Below are 16,375 nucleotides of genomic sequence, written 5' to 3'. Positions count from 1 at the left end.
GTGCCGGTCCGCCGCCGCCCGGGCGCGAACGCTCGCATAGCGGACGCGTATGTGATCTGTGCGAGGATGCTGGGCGTGACGACAACGACGTTGATCACGGTTGCGCCGACCGGAGCCGAGTCGAGCAAGACCGACGTGCCGGCGCTGCCGGTGACCCTGGACGAGCTGGTCGCCACCGCGAAGGAGTGCGAGGCGGTCGGGGCGAGCGTCATCCACGTACACATCCGCGACGCCGACGCCCGGCCCACGCTCGACCTCGGCCGGCTGCGGGACACCGTCGCCGCACTGCGCGCCGAGACCGGGCTGATCGTGCAGCTCTCCACCGGCGGGGCGGTCACCGACCCCGAGTCCGACCGCATCCGGGTGCTCGGCGCCGCACCCGACATGGCCTCCTGCACGATGGGCACGGTCAACTTCGGCGACGACGTATTCCTCAACCGCTGGGACTTCATCGTCGCGCTGCACGCCTCGATGCAGGAGCTCGGCATCGTCCCCGAGTACGAGATCTTCGACCTCGGCCACCTGACCTCGTTGCAGCGCCTGCTCGACAAGCACGGGCTGCCGGCCGGTGGCCACGTGCACGTCGACTTCGTCCTCGGCGTACCGGGCGGCGCGCCGGGTACGGCCGAGACCCTGGTCGCGTTCACGCACGCGCTGCGCGACCTGCCGGACGGCACCACGTTCTCGGCCACCGGTATCGGGCGCAGCACCCTGCCGGTCCTGCTCGCCTCGCTGTCGGCCGGCGGCCATCTGCGCGTCGGCATGGAGGACACCGTCACGTACGCCAAGGGCCAGCCGGTCGAGAGCAACGCGCAACTGGTCGCCCGCGCGGCCGGGTTCGCGCGGCTCGCCCAGCGCCCGCCGATGCCCGTCAGTGAAGCCCGAACCCTGCTAGGAGTAAACGCACAATGACCGATCGGTACGCCGGTGGCGAGTTGCTGGCCGAGGTGGTCCGCTCCGAGTTCGTGGAGGGCCGCCACTTCGGGTCGGTCGTCGTACTCGGGCCGGACGGGGAGGTGGTGACCTGGGCCGGCGACGTGACGGGGCCGGTCTTCCCGCGCTCGTCCAACAAGCCGATGCAGGCCGTGGGGATGCTACGGGCCGGGCTGGACCTGACCGACGACGCCGACCTCGCCCTGGTCTGCGCCAGCCACCACGGTGAGCCGTTCCACCTGGAGCGGGTACGCGCGATGCTCGCGGCCGGCGGCATCGACGCGGCCGAGCTGCGTACCCCGCCGGACTATCCGCTGGCCGAGTCCGCCCGCGACGAGGTGATCCGGGCCGGCGGCGGCCGGGAGCCGATCCAGATGAACTGCTCCGGCAAGCACACCGGGATGCTGCTGACCTGCGCGGTGAACGGCTGGGCGTACGACGACTACCGGTCGCCCTCTCACCCGTTGCAGCGGCAGCTGGGTTCCTGTGTCGCCGAGTTGGCCGGCGAGACCGTCCGCGACCTCGGCGTGGACGGCTGTGGCGCGCCCATCTTCGCGCTGTCGCTGCGCGGGCTCGCGGTGGCCTTCCTGCGACTGGTCTCGGCGGCGCCCGGCACCGTCGAGCGCCGGGTCGCCGACGCCATGCGGGCCCACCCCGAGCTGGTGTCCGGGACGCTGGGCGAGGACACCCGGCTGATGCGGGGCGTACCCGGACTGCTGTCCAAGGGCGGCGCCGAGGGCGTACAGGCGGTCGCGGTGCCGGGGGTCGGTGCGGTGGCCATCAAGATCGACGACGGTGCGATGCGGGCGCGGATGCCGGTGCTCGTGTCGGCGCTGCGGCGCCTCGGCGTCACCGGCGGGGTGCTGGACGGGCACGCGGAGACGCCGCTGCTCGGCGGCGGCCGGCCCGTCGGTTCGGTGCGCGCGGTCTGGTGACACCCGCGTTCTTCCTCCCGGCTTTCTTCTCTGCAGGACATGGCGTCGTAATGCGCCCGGAACCCGGCCGCGATGGAATGAACGTGTGCTGGGAGTCACGCTAACTCGAGCAAGCGCTTTGCTTGCAAGAGCAAGCAGGGCGGCGTACGTTCGAATCGTGACCGCACCACGTGACCTGCCCCGTGACATCGGCGAGTTCATTCATGACCTTCGCCGTAACGCGCAGATCTCCCTGCGTCAACTGGCTCAGCAGGCCGGGGTCAGCAACCCGTACCTCAGCCAGATCGAACGGGGGCTACGCAAGCCGAGCGCGGAGGTCCTCGCTCAGCTGGCCCACGCGCTGCGGGTCTCCACGCCGATGATGTACCTGCGCGCCGGCCTGCTCGACGCCAGCGGCGGCCACGGCGTACTGGCGGCGATCGCGGCGGATCCCGACCTGAACATCGCGCAGAAGCAGTCCCTGACGCAGATCTATGAGACGTTCCGCCGCGAGAACTCGCGCAACGCGGACAGTGCCACCGATGCGACCTCCGCCACGTTTGACCAGCCGGCGGGCGAGGGTACGCAGAACGCAGAAGATCCCGGATCGGCGAAGCTGAACTCCGCCGCCCGGCGGGCGAAGAGCGTCCCCGGCGGCACCTCGCCCCGCAGGACCGCCGGCAAGACCACGACCCGCAAGACCGCCGCGGCTGGCGGCACCGACGAAACCGCCCCCTCGGCCGGTAAGGCACGTAAGGCCACCGGGCGGCGTTCCCGTACGACATCAGAGCCGACCGCCGATGCCCCCACCGCCGCGGGCGCCGGTGTCGACGATGTGAACAACGAGACCGAGGAGACAGCATGAACCCGAAGACCGAGTCCAAGAAGATTCCCAACCCGCTCTACGCCGCCGCCGGTGCCGGGGAGCTCGCCTACGAGCAGCTTCGCAAGCTGCCGGAGCGGGTCGAGCAGCTACGTGGCCGCGTGTCCGAGCTGCGCCCCGCGGTAACCGACGCCGTGACCGATCGGGTTTCGGAGCGCAGCCTGCGCGCCGACCTCGACAAGCTGCGCGACAGCGCGCTCCGCAACGCGCAGCTGGTCGCCGCGGGCGCCCAGGTCGCGCAGAAGCAGGCCGCCGCCGTCTACAGCGAGCTGGTGGCCCGCGGTGAGCGGATCGTGGCCGGTGCCCGCACCGAGCAGGCCAAGGCTCAGCTCGCCACGGCCAAGGCCGAGATCAAGGACGCCGAGAAGACCGAGGCGAAGGCCGAGGCCGATGCGCTGATCGCCCAGCACGTGGACGACCCCCAGGCGCCGCTGCCGTCGGTGCCGGCGAAGCCGACCAAGCGCACCCGCGCCGCCGCCAACAAGTAAGACACACCTCTTGATCCCCGGTGCCGCCCACGCGGTACCGGGGATCACGCTTAAGCTCACCGTATGGCTACTGCCGCGCCGCACTTCTACCTGGACATCATCAGCTGGATCAATCTGCTGCTGTTGATATTCGCGCTGGTCATCGAGGTTTGGGCGTTCGGGCACTGTCTCCTGCAGCGCCCCGACGCGTTCGCGGCGATCGGTACGCTGCCGAAGGGTGCCTGGCTCGCGATGCTCGGCGGGTCGGTGCTCGTGACGCTGCTGAGCGGAGCGACGTTCGTCCTCGGGCTGATCGCGATCACGATCGCGGCGGTCTATCTGCTGGACGTGCGACCCGCCCTGCGGGACGCGATCGACGGCCGCGGATCCTGGTGATGGACTTCCGCTGGCCGCCGCCGCCCGACGGCCGTCCCGACCGCTACCGTCCGCCGGTCAACCGTGGCCCGCAGACCGGGCGACCGACGCTGCCCACCCCACCGACCGAGCTGGTCGCCACCCCGCACGGTGTCGAGCTGGAGGTCCTGACCAGCGGGTCGGGAACTCCGGTCACCGTGTTCGCGCACGGACTGGCCGCCGGCATCGCCGAGACCCGACCTCTCGGCAGCGGCGTGACCGGGCGCCGGATCTTCTTCCAGTTCCGCGGCCACGGCCGATCGGCCGCGCCGCCCGGCCGCTGGACCTACCTCGACCTCGCCCGTGACCTGCGGGCGGTGGCCGACCTGTACGGCGCGACCAGGGCCGTCGGGGTCAGCCTCGGTGCCGGTGCGCTGTGCCGGCTGCTGGCCGACAACCCGAGCCGGTTGGACAAGGCAGTCTTCTTCCTGCCGGCGGTGCTCGACAAGCCCCGGCCGCGGGCCGCCGGTCAGCGCCTGACCGACCTGCTGGCCGCGGTGGAGTCCGGGGACGCGGCCGCGGTGGCCGAGGTGATCGCGCTGGAGCCGCCGGCGCAGCTGCGTCAGACCCCGGCCGCGTGGTCGTACCTGCGCCAGCGGCTGGAGCAGCTCATGCGCGACGGGCTCGCCCGGGGCCTGGCCGAGCTGCCCGAGCAGGTGGCGCTTCCCGACCGGGCCGCACTGGGCGAGGTCACCGCGTCCACGCTGGTACTGGCCTGCCGCGGTGACGACCTGCACCCGGTCGGGGTTGCCGAGGAACTTGCGGCCGCGTTGCCGGGCGCCACCCTGCACGTGTATGACCGGCCCGGGGTGATGTGGACCGAGCGGGCCGACCTGCGCGAGCGCATCACCGCGTTCCTCAACGAATAGAGTTTCCAGCCATGGGTGTCACGCATCACGGGCGTACCTACCGGCTCGACCTGGCCGACCCGACGCTGCGCGAGTGGACGTGCACGGTCCTCGCCGCAGACCCCGAGCAGGGCATCGTGCTCGACCGGTCGGCGTTCTACCCGGGTGGCGGGGGCCAGCCGCCGGACCACGGCGTCCTGCTCTGGCAGGGGGTACAGACCCGCATCGTGGGCACCCGCAAGGGTGACGACCCGTACCTGATCCCCGCCGAGGGCGACCCCCTCCCGCCGGCCGGCACCGAGGTGACCGGCGCGGTCTCCGACGACCGGCGGACCAGGCTGATGCGTACCCACTCCGGCCTGCACGTCCTGTGCGGTGTGGTGTTCCGCGACTTCGGCGCGCTGGTCACCGGCGGCAACATGGAACCCGGGACGGCCCGGATGGACTTCAACCTGCCCGAGGTGCCGGCCGACTTCAAGGCCCGGTTGGAGGAGGCGGTCAACGCCGAGGTGGTGGCCGACCGGCGGGTGGTCACCAGGGTGCTGCCCCGCGAGGACGCGCTGGTGCTGCCGGACATCATCCGTACCCAGTCCAACCTGATCCCCGCCGACGAGCCGGAGATCCGCATCGTCGACATCGTCGGACTCGACGTGCAGGCCGACGGCGGTACGCACGTCGCCTCGACCAGGCAGATCGGCGGCGTACGGGTGGTCAAGGTGGAGAGCAAGGGCAAGGCCAACCGGCGGGTACGGGTTGAGCTGACCGACTAGGCTGCCGCCGTGGCTACCACCGTGCGGCAACGCAGTGCCCTGTCGGAGTTCTTCACCGGTACCGCTCTGCTGTTTCGCGGTCTCGGCCTGGTCGCGCGCACCCCGCGCCTGCTGCTGCTCGGCCTGGTGCCGGGGGTCGTCTCGTTCGCCGTGGTGCTGGCCGCGCTGGGCACGCTGCTGTACTTCGTCAACGACGTGGCCGTGTTCCTGACCTGGTTCGCCGACGACTGGCCGGCCGAGGCGGCCCGGGCCCTGCGGCTGCTGGCCGCCGTCGCGGTCGGAGCGGGCGCCGTCGTCCTCGCGGTCGTCACGTTCACGGCGCTGACGATCACCATCGGCGACCCGTTCTACGAGGCCATCTCCAAGCGGGTGGACGACCGGTTCGGCGGTGCGAGCGAGTCCGACGCGCCGTGGTACCGGACGCTCCGCTGGAACCTGGCAGACTCGCTGCGCCTGCTCGTACTCTCGGTGGCGGTCAGCGTGGTGCTGTTCGTCCTCGGCTTCATCCCGGTCGTCGGCCAGACCGTGGTACCCGTCATCGGCGCGATGATCGGCGGCTGGCTGCTCGCGATGGAGATCTCCGGAGTGCCGTTCAACCGCCGCGGGCTTCGCCTGCGCGACCGGCGCCGGTTGCTGCGCGCCAACCGGGCGCTCGCGCTCGGCTTCGGCGTCCCCGTCTTCGTGGTCTTTCTCGTGCCGTTCGTGGCGGTGCTGGTGATGCCCGGCGCGGTGGCCGGTGCCACCCTGCTGAGCCGGCGCGTGCTGGGGCAGCCCCATGAGTAGGCGCGTCGAACTCGTGACCGGGGACATCACCGCCCAGGAGGTCGACGCGATCGTCAACGCCGCCAACTCGTCGCTGCTCGGCGGTGGCGGCGTGGACGGCGCGATCCACCGCCGGGGCGGGCCCGCCATCTTGGAGGAGTGCCGGGCGCTGCGGGCCGCCCGGTACGGCAAGGGCCTGCCGACCGGCGAGGCGGTCGCCACCACGGCCGGGCGGCTGCCCGCCCGCTGGGTGATCCACACCGTCGGCCCGGTCTGGGCCGAGGGCGTCGACCGGACCCCGCTGCTGCGCGCCTGCTACACCAACTCGCTGCGGGTGGCGGCGGAGCTGGACGCGGAGTCGGTGGCGTTCCCGTTGATCTCCTCCGGGGTGTACCGGTGGCCGAAGCGGGACGCGGTGGTACAGGCGCTCGACACCATCCGCACGGCCGCGACCAGCCCGGACGAGGTCAGGCTGGTACTCTTCGACGACGCCGGCCGGGCCGTCGCGGACGAGGTGTACGCCGAGCTTTTCGCCTAACCCGTGCGCAGGGCCTCCAGGAGGCTCTCGTCCCCGGCTACGTCGAGGACGTCGAACGGCACCCGCCCGTAGAGCGCGAGGAGCAGGTCGCTGGCGGTCCCGGCGGCGACGGTGCGCTCGTGGTGGCTGTCGTGGTCGAGGAGGGTGTCGGTGTCCAGCAGTGCGATCCCGCGGCCGCGTAGCCGTACCGCCCACGCCGCGGCGACGTCGGTGGCGCGCAGGGCGACCACGCCGTGACGGTCCAGCGGACCGCACCGCCGGCCCGCCGGCAGCCAGGTGTCGAGCACCTCGGTGATGCCGTCGGCGGCGAGCTTCGCCTCGATCCGCTCGCCGAGCCCGACAGCCATCTGGGCGTCCCAGCGGTGCACGGCGGTCTCGTGGGCCATCCGGCGGTGCCAGAACTCGGCCTTCTTGGTCTGCGGCGCCCAGTTCCACGCCGGCAGCGCCGGGTCGAGCCAGTCGAGCGCCTTGAGCAGCTCCGCGTACCGCTCGTCCCACCAGGAGAGCACGGCCGTACCGGTCGGTGCCTCGTCGTGGTCGGGCGGGTCCGGGCGGCTGGTGACGCCGCGTCCGACGTGCCCCGCGACCCAGCGGTACAGGACGCCGAGGTGGCGCGCCAGGTCCTCGACGGTCCACTCGGGACAGCTCGGCACGGACAGCGCCAGCGCGTCCTGCTGTCCGGCGGCGGTGCGGAAGGCGGCCCCTTCGGCCCGAAGGGCGGCCACCCAGAACTCCTTGCTGAAGTGTGGCTTGCTCATCCCGATCCCTTCCCCACCATCACCGGACCGCGCCGGTGGCATGTCTCCCCGACTTCCAGCCTAGGGTGAAACACGTGTCCGAACGTACCCATCACGAAATGCTTAATTCGCACACAACGCTGCGGCTGGGCGGCCCCGCCGCGGAACTGGTCGAGGCGTCGAGCGCCGACGAGATCGTCGCCGCGCTCCGGAAGGCCGACGCGAGCGGCTCCGCCACTGATAATGCCGCCGTATCCGCATTTGTGCTCGCCGGCGGGAGCAATGTGGTCGTCGCCGACGAGGGGTACCCGGGCACGGTGGTCCTCCTGCGTAACCGCGGGTTCAGCGTGCACCGGGAGGGCGAGCGCGCGACGGTGCGCGTCGAAGCAGGTCAACAGTGGGATGAACTGGTCGAAGCCACGGTGGCCGACGGGCTGGCCGGACTCGAATGCCTGTCCGGCATTCCCGGTTCGGCCGGTGCCACGCCGATCCAGAACGTCGGCGCGTACGGCCAGGAGGTAGCGGAGACGATCACCGCGATCCGGGTCTACGACCGGTACAGCGGCGAGACCCTGGTGATGCGGCCCGATGAGTGCCTCTTCGGGTACCGGACGAGCATTTTTAAACATAACAACCGTTTCGTTGTTCTATCGGTCGATTTTTCGCTCACTGTCTCAACGCTGTCGACGCCCATTCGGTACGCGGAACTTGCGCGTTCCCTCGGGGTGGCCCCGGGGGAGCAGGCTGACCTGGCCCGGGTCCGCGAAGCGGTGCTGGCCCTGCGCGCGGGAAAGGGCATGGTGCTGGACCCGTCCGATCCGGACACCTGGTCGGTGGGTTCGTTCTTCACCAACCCGGTGCTGCCGGCGTCCGAGTACGCGGCGCTGCGCGAGCGGGCCGGCGCGCAGCCGCCGGCCTGGCCGGGCGCCGACGGATCGGTCAAGGTCAGCGCCGCCTGGCTGATCGAGCGCGCCGGCTTCGGCAAGGGGCACGCCGGCGTCGGTGTGGGCATCTCGACCAAGCACACGCTCGCGCTGACCAACCGGGGTACCGGCACGACCGCCGCGCTGCTGGACCTGGCGCGCGAGATCCGCGACGGGGTACGGGACCGGTTCGGGGTCGTCCTGCACCCCGAACCCGTGCTGGTGAACTGCGCCCTCTGAGCCCGCACCCTCTTCCGTCAGGATCCTGAGGGGGAGGCGGGGGAGACGGCGGACCAGGGGACGCTGATCTCGCCGAGGCGCCAGCGCGACGGGCGGTTCAGCACCGGCCAGCCGGCCGCGCGTACCGCCTCGACGCTGCGCCGCCACCGCTGCCGTGGGCCGAACGACGAGTACGGGGCGTTGGCGCGCCACGCCTCGTCCAGCGCCCGGATCAGCGCGTGCACCGGCTCGCCCGGCACGTTGCGGTGGATGAGTGCCTTGGGCAGCCGCTCGGCCAGCGTGGCCGGAGTGTCCAGGGTGGACAGCGCGGCGGCGAGGGTCAGGCTGAGCGGCCCGTCCGCGTCCAGCGCGACCCAGGCGGCCAGCCGGCCCAGCTCGTCACACGTACCCTCGACCAGCACCCCGCCCGGCGCGAGCCGGTGCCGCATCGCCGCCCAGGCACCCTCCACCTCGGACTCGTCGTACTGGCGCAGCACGTTCATCGCGCGCACCACCACCGGCCGCAGGCCGGCCAGTTCGAAGCCGCCGCGCCGGAACTGCAGCCCCGGCGGGTCGGCCATCGGCTGCGCGGCCGCCACCCGCGACGGGTCGATCTCCAGGCCCACCACCCGGACGTCCGGGCGTACCCGGGCGAGCCGGGAGCGCAGTTCGACCGCGGTGACCGGGCTGGCGCCGTACCCGAGGTCCACCACCAACGGGTCGTCGGCGCCGCGCAGCCGGCCGCCGAGGTGTACCGCGATCCAGTTGTCGACGCGGCGCAGCCGGTTCGGGCCGGTGGTGCCGCGGGTGATGGCGCCGAGCGGGCGGGACACCTAATCCACCCGGTGCACCTTGTGCTGCGCGGCCTGGGCCAGCGGACGGACCACCATGCGGTCGATGTTGACGTGGTGTGGGAGCGACGCGCTCCACGCGACGCACTCCGCGATGTCCTCGGCGACCAGCGGGTTCGGTACGCCCCGGTAGACCGCTTCGGCCTTCTCCGCGTCCCCGCCGAAGCGGGTCAGCGAGAATTCGTCGGTCTTCACCATGCCGGGATCGATCTCGATGACCCGTACCGGCCGGCCGCACAGTTCCAGGCGCAGCGTCTCGGCGACGGCGGTGGTGCCGTGCTTGGCCGCGGTGTACCCGCCGCCGCCCTCGTACACGATGAGTCCCGCGGTCGAACTCATGATCACGATGGTGCCCGCGCCGGACGCCTCCAGCGCCGGGAGGAGCGCCTTCGTGACCCGGACCGTGCCGAGCACGTTCACCTCGTACATCCAGCGCCAGTCGTCGATGTCAGCCGCTTCGACGTAGTCGGCGCCGCGCGCCCCGCCGGCGTTGTTGACCAGCAGTTCCAGCCGGCCCGGCAGGTTCGCGACCGCGTCGGCCAGGGCGGCGACCTGGGCGTCGTCGGCGAGGTCCACCGCGACCGCGGTGGCCGACCCGCCGGCGTCTCCGACCTCCTTCACCAGCGCGTCGAGCCGGTCGGCGCGGCGCGCGGCGACCACGACGTGGAACCCTACGGCGGCGAGTCTGCGAGCGGTTGCGGCGCCGATTCCGCTGGACGCTCCGGTGACCACGGCGATCCTCTGTGACATGCACCGATCCTCCCGCCAACGGGTTCTTCCCCCCAACCAGGGGTACACCAGAAGGTGTGTCGTGCGGTCCTGGGAAGATGGACCCCGGCCCGGTGCGTTGACCGGGACGGGGAGCGTGGAGCGGGACGCGCGATGACAGAAGGAGCACATGTGGCGCGAGTGGATTCGCTGCACAACTTCGGTCCAGGCCGCCGACCCGCCCGTTCGGAACTGCCCCGGCGGGTCGCGACACTCTCGGTGCACACCTCACCGCTCCACCAGCCGGGTACCGGCGACGCGGGTGGGATGAACGTCTACATCGTCGAGGTCGCCAAGCGCCTGGCGCAGGCCGGTGTCGAGGTCGAGATCTTCACCCGCGCGACAGCCAGCGACCTGCCGCCCGTGGTCGAGATGGCGCCCGGTGTGCTCGTCCGCCACGTCATCTCCGGCCCGTTCGAGGGGCTGGCGAAGGAGGAGTTGCCGGCTCAGCTGTGCGCGTTCACCACCGGTGTGCTGCGCGCCGAGGCCGCCCGGGCGCCCGGCTGGTATGACCTGGTTCACTCCCACTACTGGCTGTCCGGGCAGGTCGGCTGGCTGGCCAAGGACCGCTGGGGAGTGCCCTTCGTGCACACCGCCCACACGCTGGCGAAGGTCAAGAACCTGCTGCTGGCCGCCGGTGACACGCCCGAGCCGAAGGCCCGGGTGATCGGCGAGGAGCAGGTGGTGGCCGAGGCCGACCGGCTGGTCGCCAACACCCCGACCGAGGCCCGTGAGCTGATCGACCTGTACGGGGCGGAGCTCGACCGGGTGGCGGTCGTCGAGCCCGGTGTGGACCTCGACCGGTTCTGCCCGCCGCCGCAGGGTGGTGAGGAGGCGGCCCGGCTGGCCGCCCGACACCGGTTCGGGCTGGCCCCGGACGCGCTCGTGGTGGCGTTCGTCGGCCGCATCCAGCCGCTCAAGGCCCCCGACGTGCTGCTCCGCGCGGCCGCGGAGCTGCGGGCTGGCGACCCCGAGACGGCCCGGCGGATGGTGGTCGTGGTGTGCGGCGGTCCGAGCGGCACCGGCCTCGAGCGGCCGGCGGCCCTCATCGAGCTCGCCGCCGACCTGGGCATCTCCGACGTGGTCAGGTTCCTGCCGCCGCAGGCCGGCGAGGGCCTGGCCGAGCTGTACCGGGCCGCCGACCTGGTCGCCGTGCCCAGCTACAACGAGTCGTTCGGCCTGGTCGCGCTGGAGGCGCAGGCCTGCGGTACGCCGGTGGTCGCCGCCGCGGTGGGTGGGCTGGTCACGGCGGTACGCGACGGCGTCTCCGGCGTCCTCGTCGACGGCCACGACCCGGTCGACTGGGCCCGTACGATCGGGCGCCTGCTGGCCGCCCCCGGTGAGCGGGCCGAGCTCGCGCGCGGCGCGGTGGCCCACGCCCGTAACTTCTCCTGGAACCGCACTGCCTGCGGCCTGCTCGCGGTGTACCGGGAGGCGGTAGCAGAACACCGGGCCCGCCCCGGGGCCGCACAGTCGACGGGAGCCTGCTCGTGACCGACGAACGTTCCAGGGTCGCCGCGCTGATCGAGTCGGTCTGCGCCGAGCGTGAGGTACCGCTCGACCGCACCGGCGACCACTCCTTCGTGGTGACCCTGCCCGGTGCGCACAAGCTGAAGACGAACTGCAATCTCATCGTCGGCGAGCACGCGCTGCGGATCGAGGCGTTCGTGATGCGCCAGCCCGACGAGAACCGCGAGGAGTTGTGGGCCTGGCTGCTCAAGCGGAACGCCCGGATGTACGGCGTGGCGTTCGCGATCGACGACGTGGGTGACGTGTACCTGACGGGCCGGATGCCGTTGGCGGCGATCACCCCCGACGAGCTCGACCGGCTGCTGGGTTCGGTGCTCACGTACGCGGACGAGAGCTTCAACCCGATGCTCGAGATCGGGTTCGGTACCGCGATCCGCCGCGAGTGGGACTGGCGGGTCAAGCGGGGCGAACCGTTGGACAACCTCCGCGCCTTCGAACACTTCGTCAAGCGGACTACGTGATCGACATCACCTGTCCGCTTGCCGTCGGCCCCTCTGTACGGAGGGCGACAGAAGGACGGGTCGAAGCGGTCGATCCTTAGTCGCATGGGCGGGGGGTCCGCACCGGTGACGGGGGCCGGCGCGGAGCCCGGCGGGCGGCGCGGACATGGGGGTGTGCGCCGCCCGCCCTCGTCGGTGTTACCGTCCCGGCGTGGCTGGACCCCTTACCGGTATGCGGATTGTCGAGATCGCCGGCATCGGCCCGGCGCCGTTCGCGGGCATGTTGCTGGCCGACCTGGGCGCCGAGGTGCTGCGGGTGGACCGGCCGGGTGCGCCCGCCCACCCCGGCGACCCGCGTCATGACCTGCTCGGCCGGGGCAAGCGCTCGGTGGTGCTGGATCTGAAGCGGCCGGAGGCGGCGGAGGTCGTCCGGCACCTGGCCGGCCGCGCGGACGCGCTGATCGAGGGCTTCCGGCCGGGCGTGGCCGAGCGGCTCGGCATCGGCCCGGACGACTGCCGGCAGGTCAACCCGGCCCTGGTGTACGGGCGGATGACCGGGTGGGGTCAGGACGGCCCGCTCGCCCCCACCGCCGGCCATGACATCACCTACCTCGCGCTGTCGGGTGTACTGCACGCGATCGGCCCGGCGGACGGGCCGCCGGTCCCGCCGGTCAACCTGCTCGGCGACTACGGCGGCGGCGGGATGCTGCTCGCGTTCGGCGTGATGGCGGCGGCGTGGAGCGCCCGCCGCACCGGCGTCGGCCAGGTGGTCGATGCCTCCATCGTGGACGGAGCGGCGCTGCTCTCCGCCCAGTTGCACGGCTTCCTGCGCGAGGGGATGTGGGCCGACCGGCGCGGCGCCAACCTGCTCGACGGCGCCGCCCCGAACTACGGCGTCTACACCACATCGGACGGTCACCACCTCGCGGTCGGGCCGCTGGAGCCGAAGTTCTGGGCGGAGTTCTCGGCGCGGGTCGGGGTGGACGGCAACCCGTACGACCCGGCCGACTGGCCGGCGCTGCGCGAGCGGATCGCCGAGCGGATCGCCACCCGTACCCGTGCCGAGTGGCTCGACGTCTTCGACGGCTCGGACGCCTGCGTGGCGCCGGTACTCTCGCTGTCCGAGGCGGCCGCGGGCGGGCACCCGCACCTCGCCGCGCGCGGCACGTTCGTGGAGTCGCACGGGGTGACCCAGCCCGCCCCGGCACCGCGGTTCTCGGCCACGCCGGCCGCGCTGACCTCGCCGCCGCCGTTGCCGGGCGAGCACACCCGGCAGGCGCTGGCCGACTGGGGCGTGGCCGGTGTCGGCGGGCTGCTCGACGCCGGGGTCGCGATCCAGGCATAGACCCTTGTCCCGTCGGGACATAGACCATAGTCTCTCAGTCAGGTTTCCTAACAATGGCTGGGAGGCGGCATGGGCAGCTCACGGTTACGCGCGTCCCTGGGGGCGGCGCTGCTCGTCGTGACGACCGCGGCCGGTGCTCTGGTCGGTCCAGGGGCCGCCGGTGCCGGTACGACGGCGACCCGGGTTCCATCGATGCGGGACGTGGTGCCCGCGCCCGTGACGGTACAGCCGGCCGACGGCACGACGTTCCGGCTCACCCCCGGTACCAAGATCTTCGCCTCGGGCGGGGCCCGCGACGTCGGCGACTACCTCGCGGGCATCCTGCGCCGCTCGACCGGGTACCGGATGCCGGTCGTTCCGGGCGCGGGCCGAGGTATCGCGTTGCTGCTCACGGGCGCCGATCCGAGCATCGGCGACCAGGGCTACCGGCTCGACGTGACGGCGAAGGCCGTGGTGATCCGGGCGCAGCGGCCGGCGGGGCTGTTCGCCGGCGTACAGACGCTGCGGCAGCTCCTTCCCGCGAGCGTGGAGAGCCCGACCGTGGTTTCCGGCCCCTGGCTCGTCGCCGGCGGCCGGATCGTCGACCGTCCGCGCTTCGCCCACCGGAGCGCGATGCTCGACGTGGCCCGCCACTTCCACCCGGTCAGCACGGTCCTGCGGTACATCGACGAGCTGGCCGCGTACAAGGTGAACTACCTGCATCTGCACCTGGCCGACGACCAGGGCTGGCGGATCGTGATCGACAGCTGGCCGCGGCTGGCCACGTACGGCGGCAGCACCCAGGTCGGCGGCGGGCCGGGCGGGTACTACACCAAGGCCGACTACGCCAGGATCGTCGCGTACGCGAAGTCCCGCTACATCACGGTCGTGCCCGAGGTCGACATGCCGGGGCACACCAACGCGGCGCTCGCCTCGTACGCCGAGCTGAACTGCGACGAGCTGGCCCCGCCGCTGTACACCGGCATCGACGTCGGCTTCAGCTCGCTCTGCGTCGACAAGGAGCTCACCTACACGTTCATCGACGACGTCGTCCGTGAGCTGGCCGCGCTGACCCCCGGCCCCTACCTGCACGTCGGCGGGGACGAGGCGCACGCCACCAAGCCCGACGACTACGTGGCCTTCATGGATCGGGTACAGCAGATCGTGGCCTCCCACGGGAAGTCGGCGCTCGCCTGGCACCAGGTCGTGAACGCGAACCCGCTGCCGTCCACGGTCGCGCAGTACTGGGGTACCACCGGCTCGGCGCCGGAGGTCGCGGCGGCGGCCCAGCGCGGCACGAAGGTGCTGCTGTCGCCGGCCAACAGGGCGTACCTGGACATGAAGTACGACGCGAACACGCCGCTGGGCCTGTCGTGGGCGGGGTACGTGGAGGTCAAGGACGCCTACGACTGGAACCCGGGCGCGTACCTCAACGGTGTCAGCGAATCGTCGGTACTGGGCGTCGAGGCGCCACTGTGGACGGAGACGATCGTGAAGCTGGCCGACATCGAGTACATGGCGTTCCCGCGGCTGGCGGCGATCGCCGAGCTCGGATGGTCCCCGGCGTCGACCCATGACTGGGAGGCCTTCCGTACCCGGCTGGGCGCGCAGGGTCCGCGCTGGACGGCGCAGGGCATCAACTTCTACCGCTCACCCCAGGTCCCCTGGGCCTGATCGTCACAGCGTGCCGGGAGTCGTGGCCTCACGGGCCCCGTGAGGCCACGACTTCCCCATCGGGGGTTGTGACGATCCAGGGGACGATCAGGCGGCTATCGGAGTCGGGGCAGCCACCGGCTCCGGAGCGGCGGGCACCGGCGAGGCCCGGAGGGCGTCGGCCCGTCGTTGCCGGGCCGGCGCGGCGGCGAGGTTCCACGCCCCGGCGACCAGCCCGAGCCCCAGGCACCCGAGCCAGAGCGCGGCTCCGCCCGCCACCTGCTGGACGAAGCCGCCGAGTACCGGTGCCGCGAAGCTGGCGACCTGCCACGAGAGGCTGAACAGGCCCTGGTACCGCCCGCGCATCGAGACGGGGGACAGCGACGCGAGGAGCGCCGCGTTCGAGGGGGCGTTGAGCATCTCGCCGAGTGTCCAGACCGCGACCGTCGCCGCGTACCAGACCGGCGTGTGCGCGAACGCGGTCAGGCCGAACCCGAGGCCCATCACGACGGCGGAGACGGCGAGCACCCGGGTGGGGTGGCGGTCGCGCAGCAGGCGGGTCACGGCGAACTGGCCGGCGACGATGATGATGCCGTTGAGCGCGATCACCAGCCCGAAGGTGCGGCTGGACAGGCCGTCGGCGCGCATCGAGATCGGCAGCATCGACATGTGCTGCAACATGATCAGAGCGACGAGCAGGTTGCAGACCACGAAGCCGAGGAAGACGCGGTCGGAGACGGCGGCCCGGAGGCTGCCGCGCTCCTCGACGGCGCCCGGCAGGGCGACCGGCCGGGTCTCGGGCACCTTCACCACGAGCAGGATCGCCGCGGCCGCGGTGGTCACCGCGTCGAGGACGAACAGCAGCAGGTACCCCGCCTGCGCGGCGAACCCGGCGAGGATCGCGGCCGCGCTGAAGCCGAGGTTGACCGCCCAGAAGTAGGCGGAGAAGGCGCGCATGCGGCCGGCGTCCGGTACGACATCGGCGATCATGGCGCCCAGCGGCGGGCGGGCGGCCTCGGCGGCGAGGCCCAGCGCCGCCGCCGCGGCGGCGATCGCGAGCGGCTGGTCCACGAGCCCGAGCACCACCATGAGCAGCGAGGACGTGCCGAGCGCCGACAGTACGGTCGGGCGACGGCCCCAGCGGTCGGTCAGGTACCCGCCGATCGTCACGCCGACCGCGCCGCCGGCGCCGTAGAGCCCGACCACCGCACCCGCCGTGGCGGGGGAGAAGTGGCGCTCGGCGGTGAGGTAGAAGGCCAGGAAGAGGACGACGAAGCTGCCGGCCCGGTTGATCAGCGTGGCGGTCCAGATCGCCCAGAACTGGCCGGGTAGCCCGTCCGCCGTGTGGCGTAACGCCCGCCCCAACCGTTCCATGTGCGCCCCCGTGTAATGACCAAAGAT

At 72.3% G+C, this 16,375-nt stretch carries 18 protein-coding genes; 14 read left to right on the top strand and 4 right to left on the bottom strand.

Annotation, left to right across the window (positions count from 1 at the left end):
* Positions 1-75: 75 nt before the first annotated feature.
* The 9 genes from Pme01_RS04855 (at position 76) to Pme01_RS04815 (ending at position 6,529) form a co-directional block, all read left to right on the top strand.
* Positions 76-912, top strand: a complete 837-nt coding sequence (locus tag Pme01_RS04855; RefSeq protein WP_168112460.1) for a beta-keto acid cleavage family enzyme — start codon at positions 76-78, stop codon at positions 910-912.
* Positions 909-1,868 (top strand): asparaginase, encoded by a 960-nt coding sequence (locus Pme01_RS04850; RefSeq protein ID WP_168112461.1) that lies wholly within the window; start codon positions 909-911, stop codon positions 1,866-1,868. Before Pme01_RS04855 ends, Pme01_RS04850 begins: the two co-directional genes overlap by 4 nt.
* Positions 1,869-2,025: 157 nt before the next feature.
* A complete protein-coding gene (locus Pme01_RS04845; RefSeq protein ID WP_168112462.1) occupies positions 2,026-2,712 on the top strand; it encodes a helix-turn-helix domain-containing protein in 687 nt (228 codons plus the stop codon).
* Positions 2,709-3,218 (top strand): hypothetical protein, encoded by a 510-nt coding sequence (locus Pme01_RS04840; RefSeq protein WP_168112463.1) that lies wholly within the window; start codon positions 2,709-2,711, stop codon positions 3,216-3,218. Before Pme01_RS04845 ends, Pme01_RS04840 begins: the two co-directional genes overlap by 4 nt.
* Before the next feature lie 63 nt (positions 3,219-3,281).
* A complete protein-coding gene (locus tag Pme01_RS04835; RefSeq protein ID WP_168112464.1) occupies positions 3,282-3,593 on the top strand; it encodes a DUF2516 family protein in 312 nt (103 codons plus the stop codon).
* The gene (locus tag Pme01_RS04830) at positions 3,590-4,480 is read left to right on the top strand and encodes an alpha/beta fold hydrolase (RefSeq protein ID WP_168112465.1); all 891 of its coding nucleotides are present in this window, start codon (positions 3,590-3,592) and stop codon (positions 4,478-4,480) included. Before Pme01_RS04835 ends, Pme01_RS04830 begins: the two co-directional genes overlap by 4 nt.
* An 11-nt stretch (positions 4,481-4,491) precedes the next feature.
* A complete protein-coding gene (locus tag Pme01_RS04825; RefSeq protein ID WP_168112466.1) occupies positions 4,492-5,229 on the top strand; it encodes an alanyl-tRNA editing protein in 738 nt (245 codons plus the stop codon).
* A gap of 9 nt (positions 5,230-5,238) precedes the next feature.
* A complete protein-coding gene (locus Pme01_RS04820) occupies positions 5,239-6,012 on the top strand; it encodes an EI24 domain-containing protein (protein WP_239088021.1) in 774 nt (257 codons plus the stop codon).
* Entirely contained in the window at positions 6,005-6,529 is a 525-nt protein-coding gene (locus Pme01_RS04815; protein ID WP_168112467.1) for an O-acetyl-ADP-ribose deacetylase, read from the top strand. The genes Pme01_RS04820 and Pme01_RS04815 overlap by 8 nt, the downstream gene beginning before the upstream one ends.
* Here Pme01_RS04815 and Pme01_RS04810 read toward each other — a convergent pair.
* Entirely contained in the window at positions 6,526-7,287 is a 762-nt protein-coding gene (locus Pme01_RS04810) for a maleylpyruvate isomerase family mycothiol-dependent enzyme (RefSeq protein ID WP_168112468.1), read from the bottom strand. The two genes, Pme01_RS04815 and Pme01_RS04810, sit on opposite strands and share 4 nt — an antisense overlap.
* Before the next feature lie 65 nt (positions 7,288-7,352).
* On the opposite strand from Pme01_RS04810, the gene Pme01_RS04805 reads away from it, so the two are divergent.
* Positions 7,353-8,429: a UDP-N-acetylmuramate dehydrogenase gene (locus tag Pme01_RS04805; RefSeq protein ID WP_275408492.1), complete on the top strand. Its 1,077-nt coding sequence runs from the start codon at positions 7,353-7,355 to the stop codon at positions 8,427-8,429.
* 17 nt (positions 8,430-8,446) lie between these two features.
* Here the strand turns inward: Pme01_RS04805 and Pme01_RS04800 are convergent, their stop codons facing one another.
* Complete coding sequence (locus Pme01_RS04800) at positions 8,447-9,241, bottom strand: class I SAM-dependent methyltransferase (protein WP_168112470.1); 795 nt, start codon at positions 9,239-9,241, stop codon at positions 8,447-8,449.
* Positions 9,242-10,009: an SDR family oxidoreductase gene (locus Pme01_RS04795; protein WP_168112471.1), complete on the bottom strand. Its 768-nt coding sequence runs from the start codon at positions 10,007-10,009 to the stop codon at positions 9,242-9,244.
* Positions 10,010-10,168: 159 nt separating this feature from the next.
* On the opposite strand from Pme01_RS04795, the gene mshA reads away from it, so the two are divergent.
* From mshA to Pme01_RS04775, 4 genes are all read left to right on the top strand, one after another.
* A complete protein-coding gene (gene mshA, locus Pme01_RS04790) occupies positions 10,169-11,521 on the top strand; it encodes a D-inositol-3-phosphate glycosyltransferase (protein ID WP_420850477.1) in 1,353 nt (450 codons plus the stop codon).
* The gene (locus Pme01_RS04785) at positions 11,518-12,018 is read left to right on the top strand and encodes a type III secretion system chaperone family protein (RefSeq protein WP_168112473.1); all 501 of its coding nucleotides are present in this window, start codon (positions 11,518-11,520) and stop codon (positions 12,016-12,018) included. Before mshA ends, Pme01_RS04785 begins: the two co-directional genes overlap by 4 nt.
* 211 nt (positions 12,019-12,229) lie before the next feature.
* Complete coding sequence (locus tag Pme01_RS04780) at positions 12,230-13,342, top strand: CaiB/BaiF CoA transferase family protein (RefSeq protein WP_168113349.1); 1,113 nt, start codon at positions 12,230-12,232, stop codon at positions 13,340-13,342.
* A gap of 69 nt (positions 13,343-13,411) precedes the next feature.
* Positions 13,412-14,995 (top strand): beta-N-acetylhexosaminidase, encoded by a 1,584-nt coding sequence (locus Pme01_RS04775; protein ID WP_168112474.1) that lies wholly within the window; start codon positions 13,412-13,414, stop codon positions 14,993-14,995.
* Positions 14,996-15,082: 87 nt separating this feature from the next.
* Here the strand turns inward: Pme01_RS04775 and Pme01_RS04770 are convergent, their stop codons facing one another.
* Positions 15,083-16,348: an MFS transporter gene (locus Pme01_RS04770; RefSeq protein WP_168112475.1), complete on the bottom strand. Its 1,266-nt coding sequence runs from the start codon at positions 16,346-16,348 to the stop codon at positions 15,083-15,085.
* Positions 16,349-16,375: the final 27 nt, after the last annotated feature.

The organism is Planosporangium mesophilum (assembly GCF_016863255.1).
In the GTDB taxonomy this organism is placed as follows: Bacteria; Actinomycetota; Actinomycetes; order Mycobacteriales; family Micromonosporaceae; genus Planosporangium; species Planosporangium mesophilum.
The sequence above is the reverse complement of the archived record's forward strand: the minus strand, read 5'-3'. Positions and strand labels throughout refer to the sequence as shown.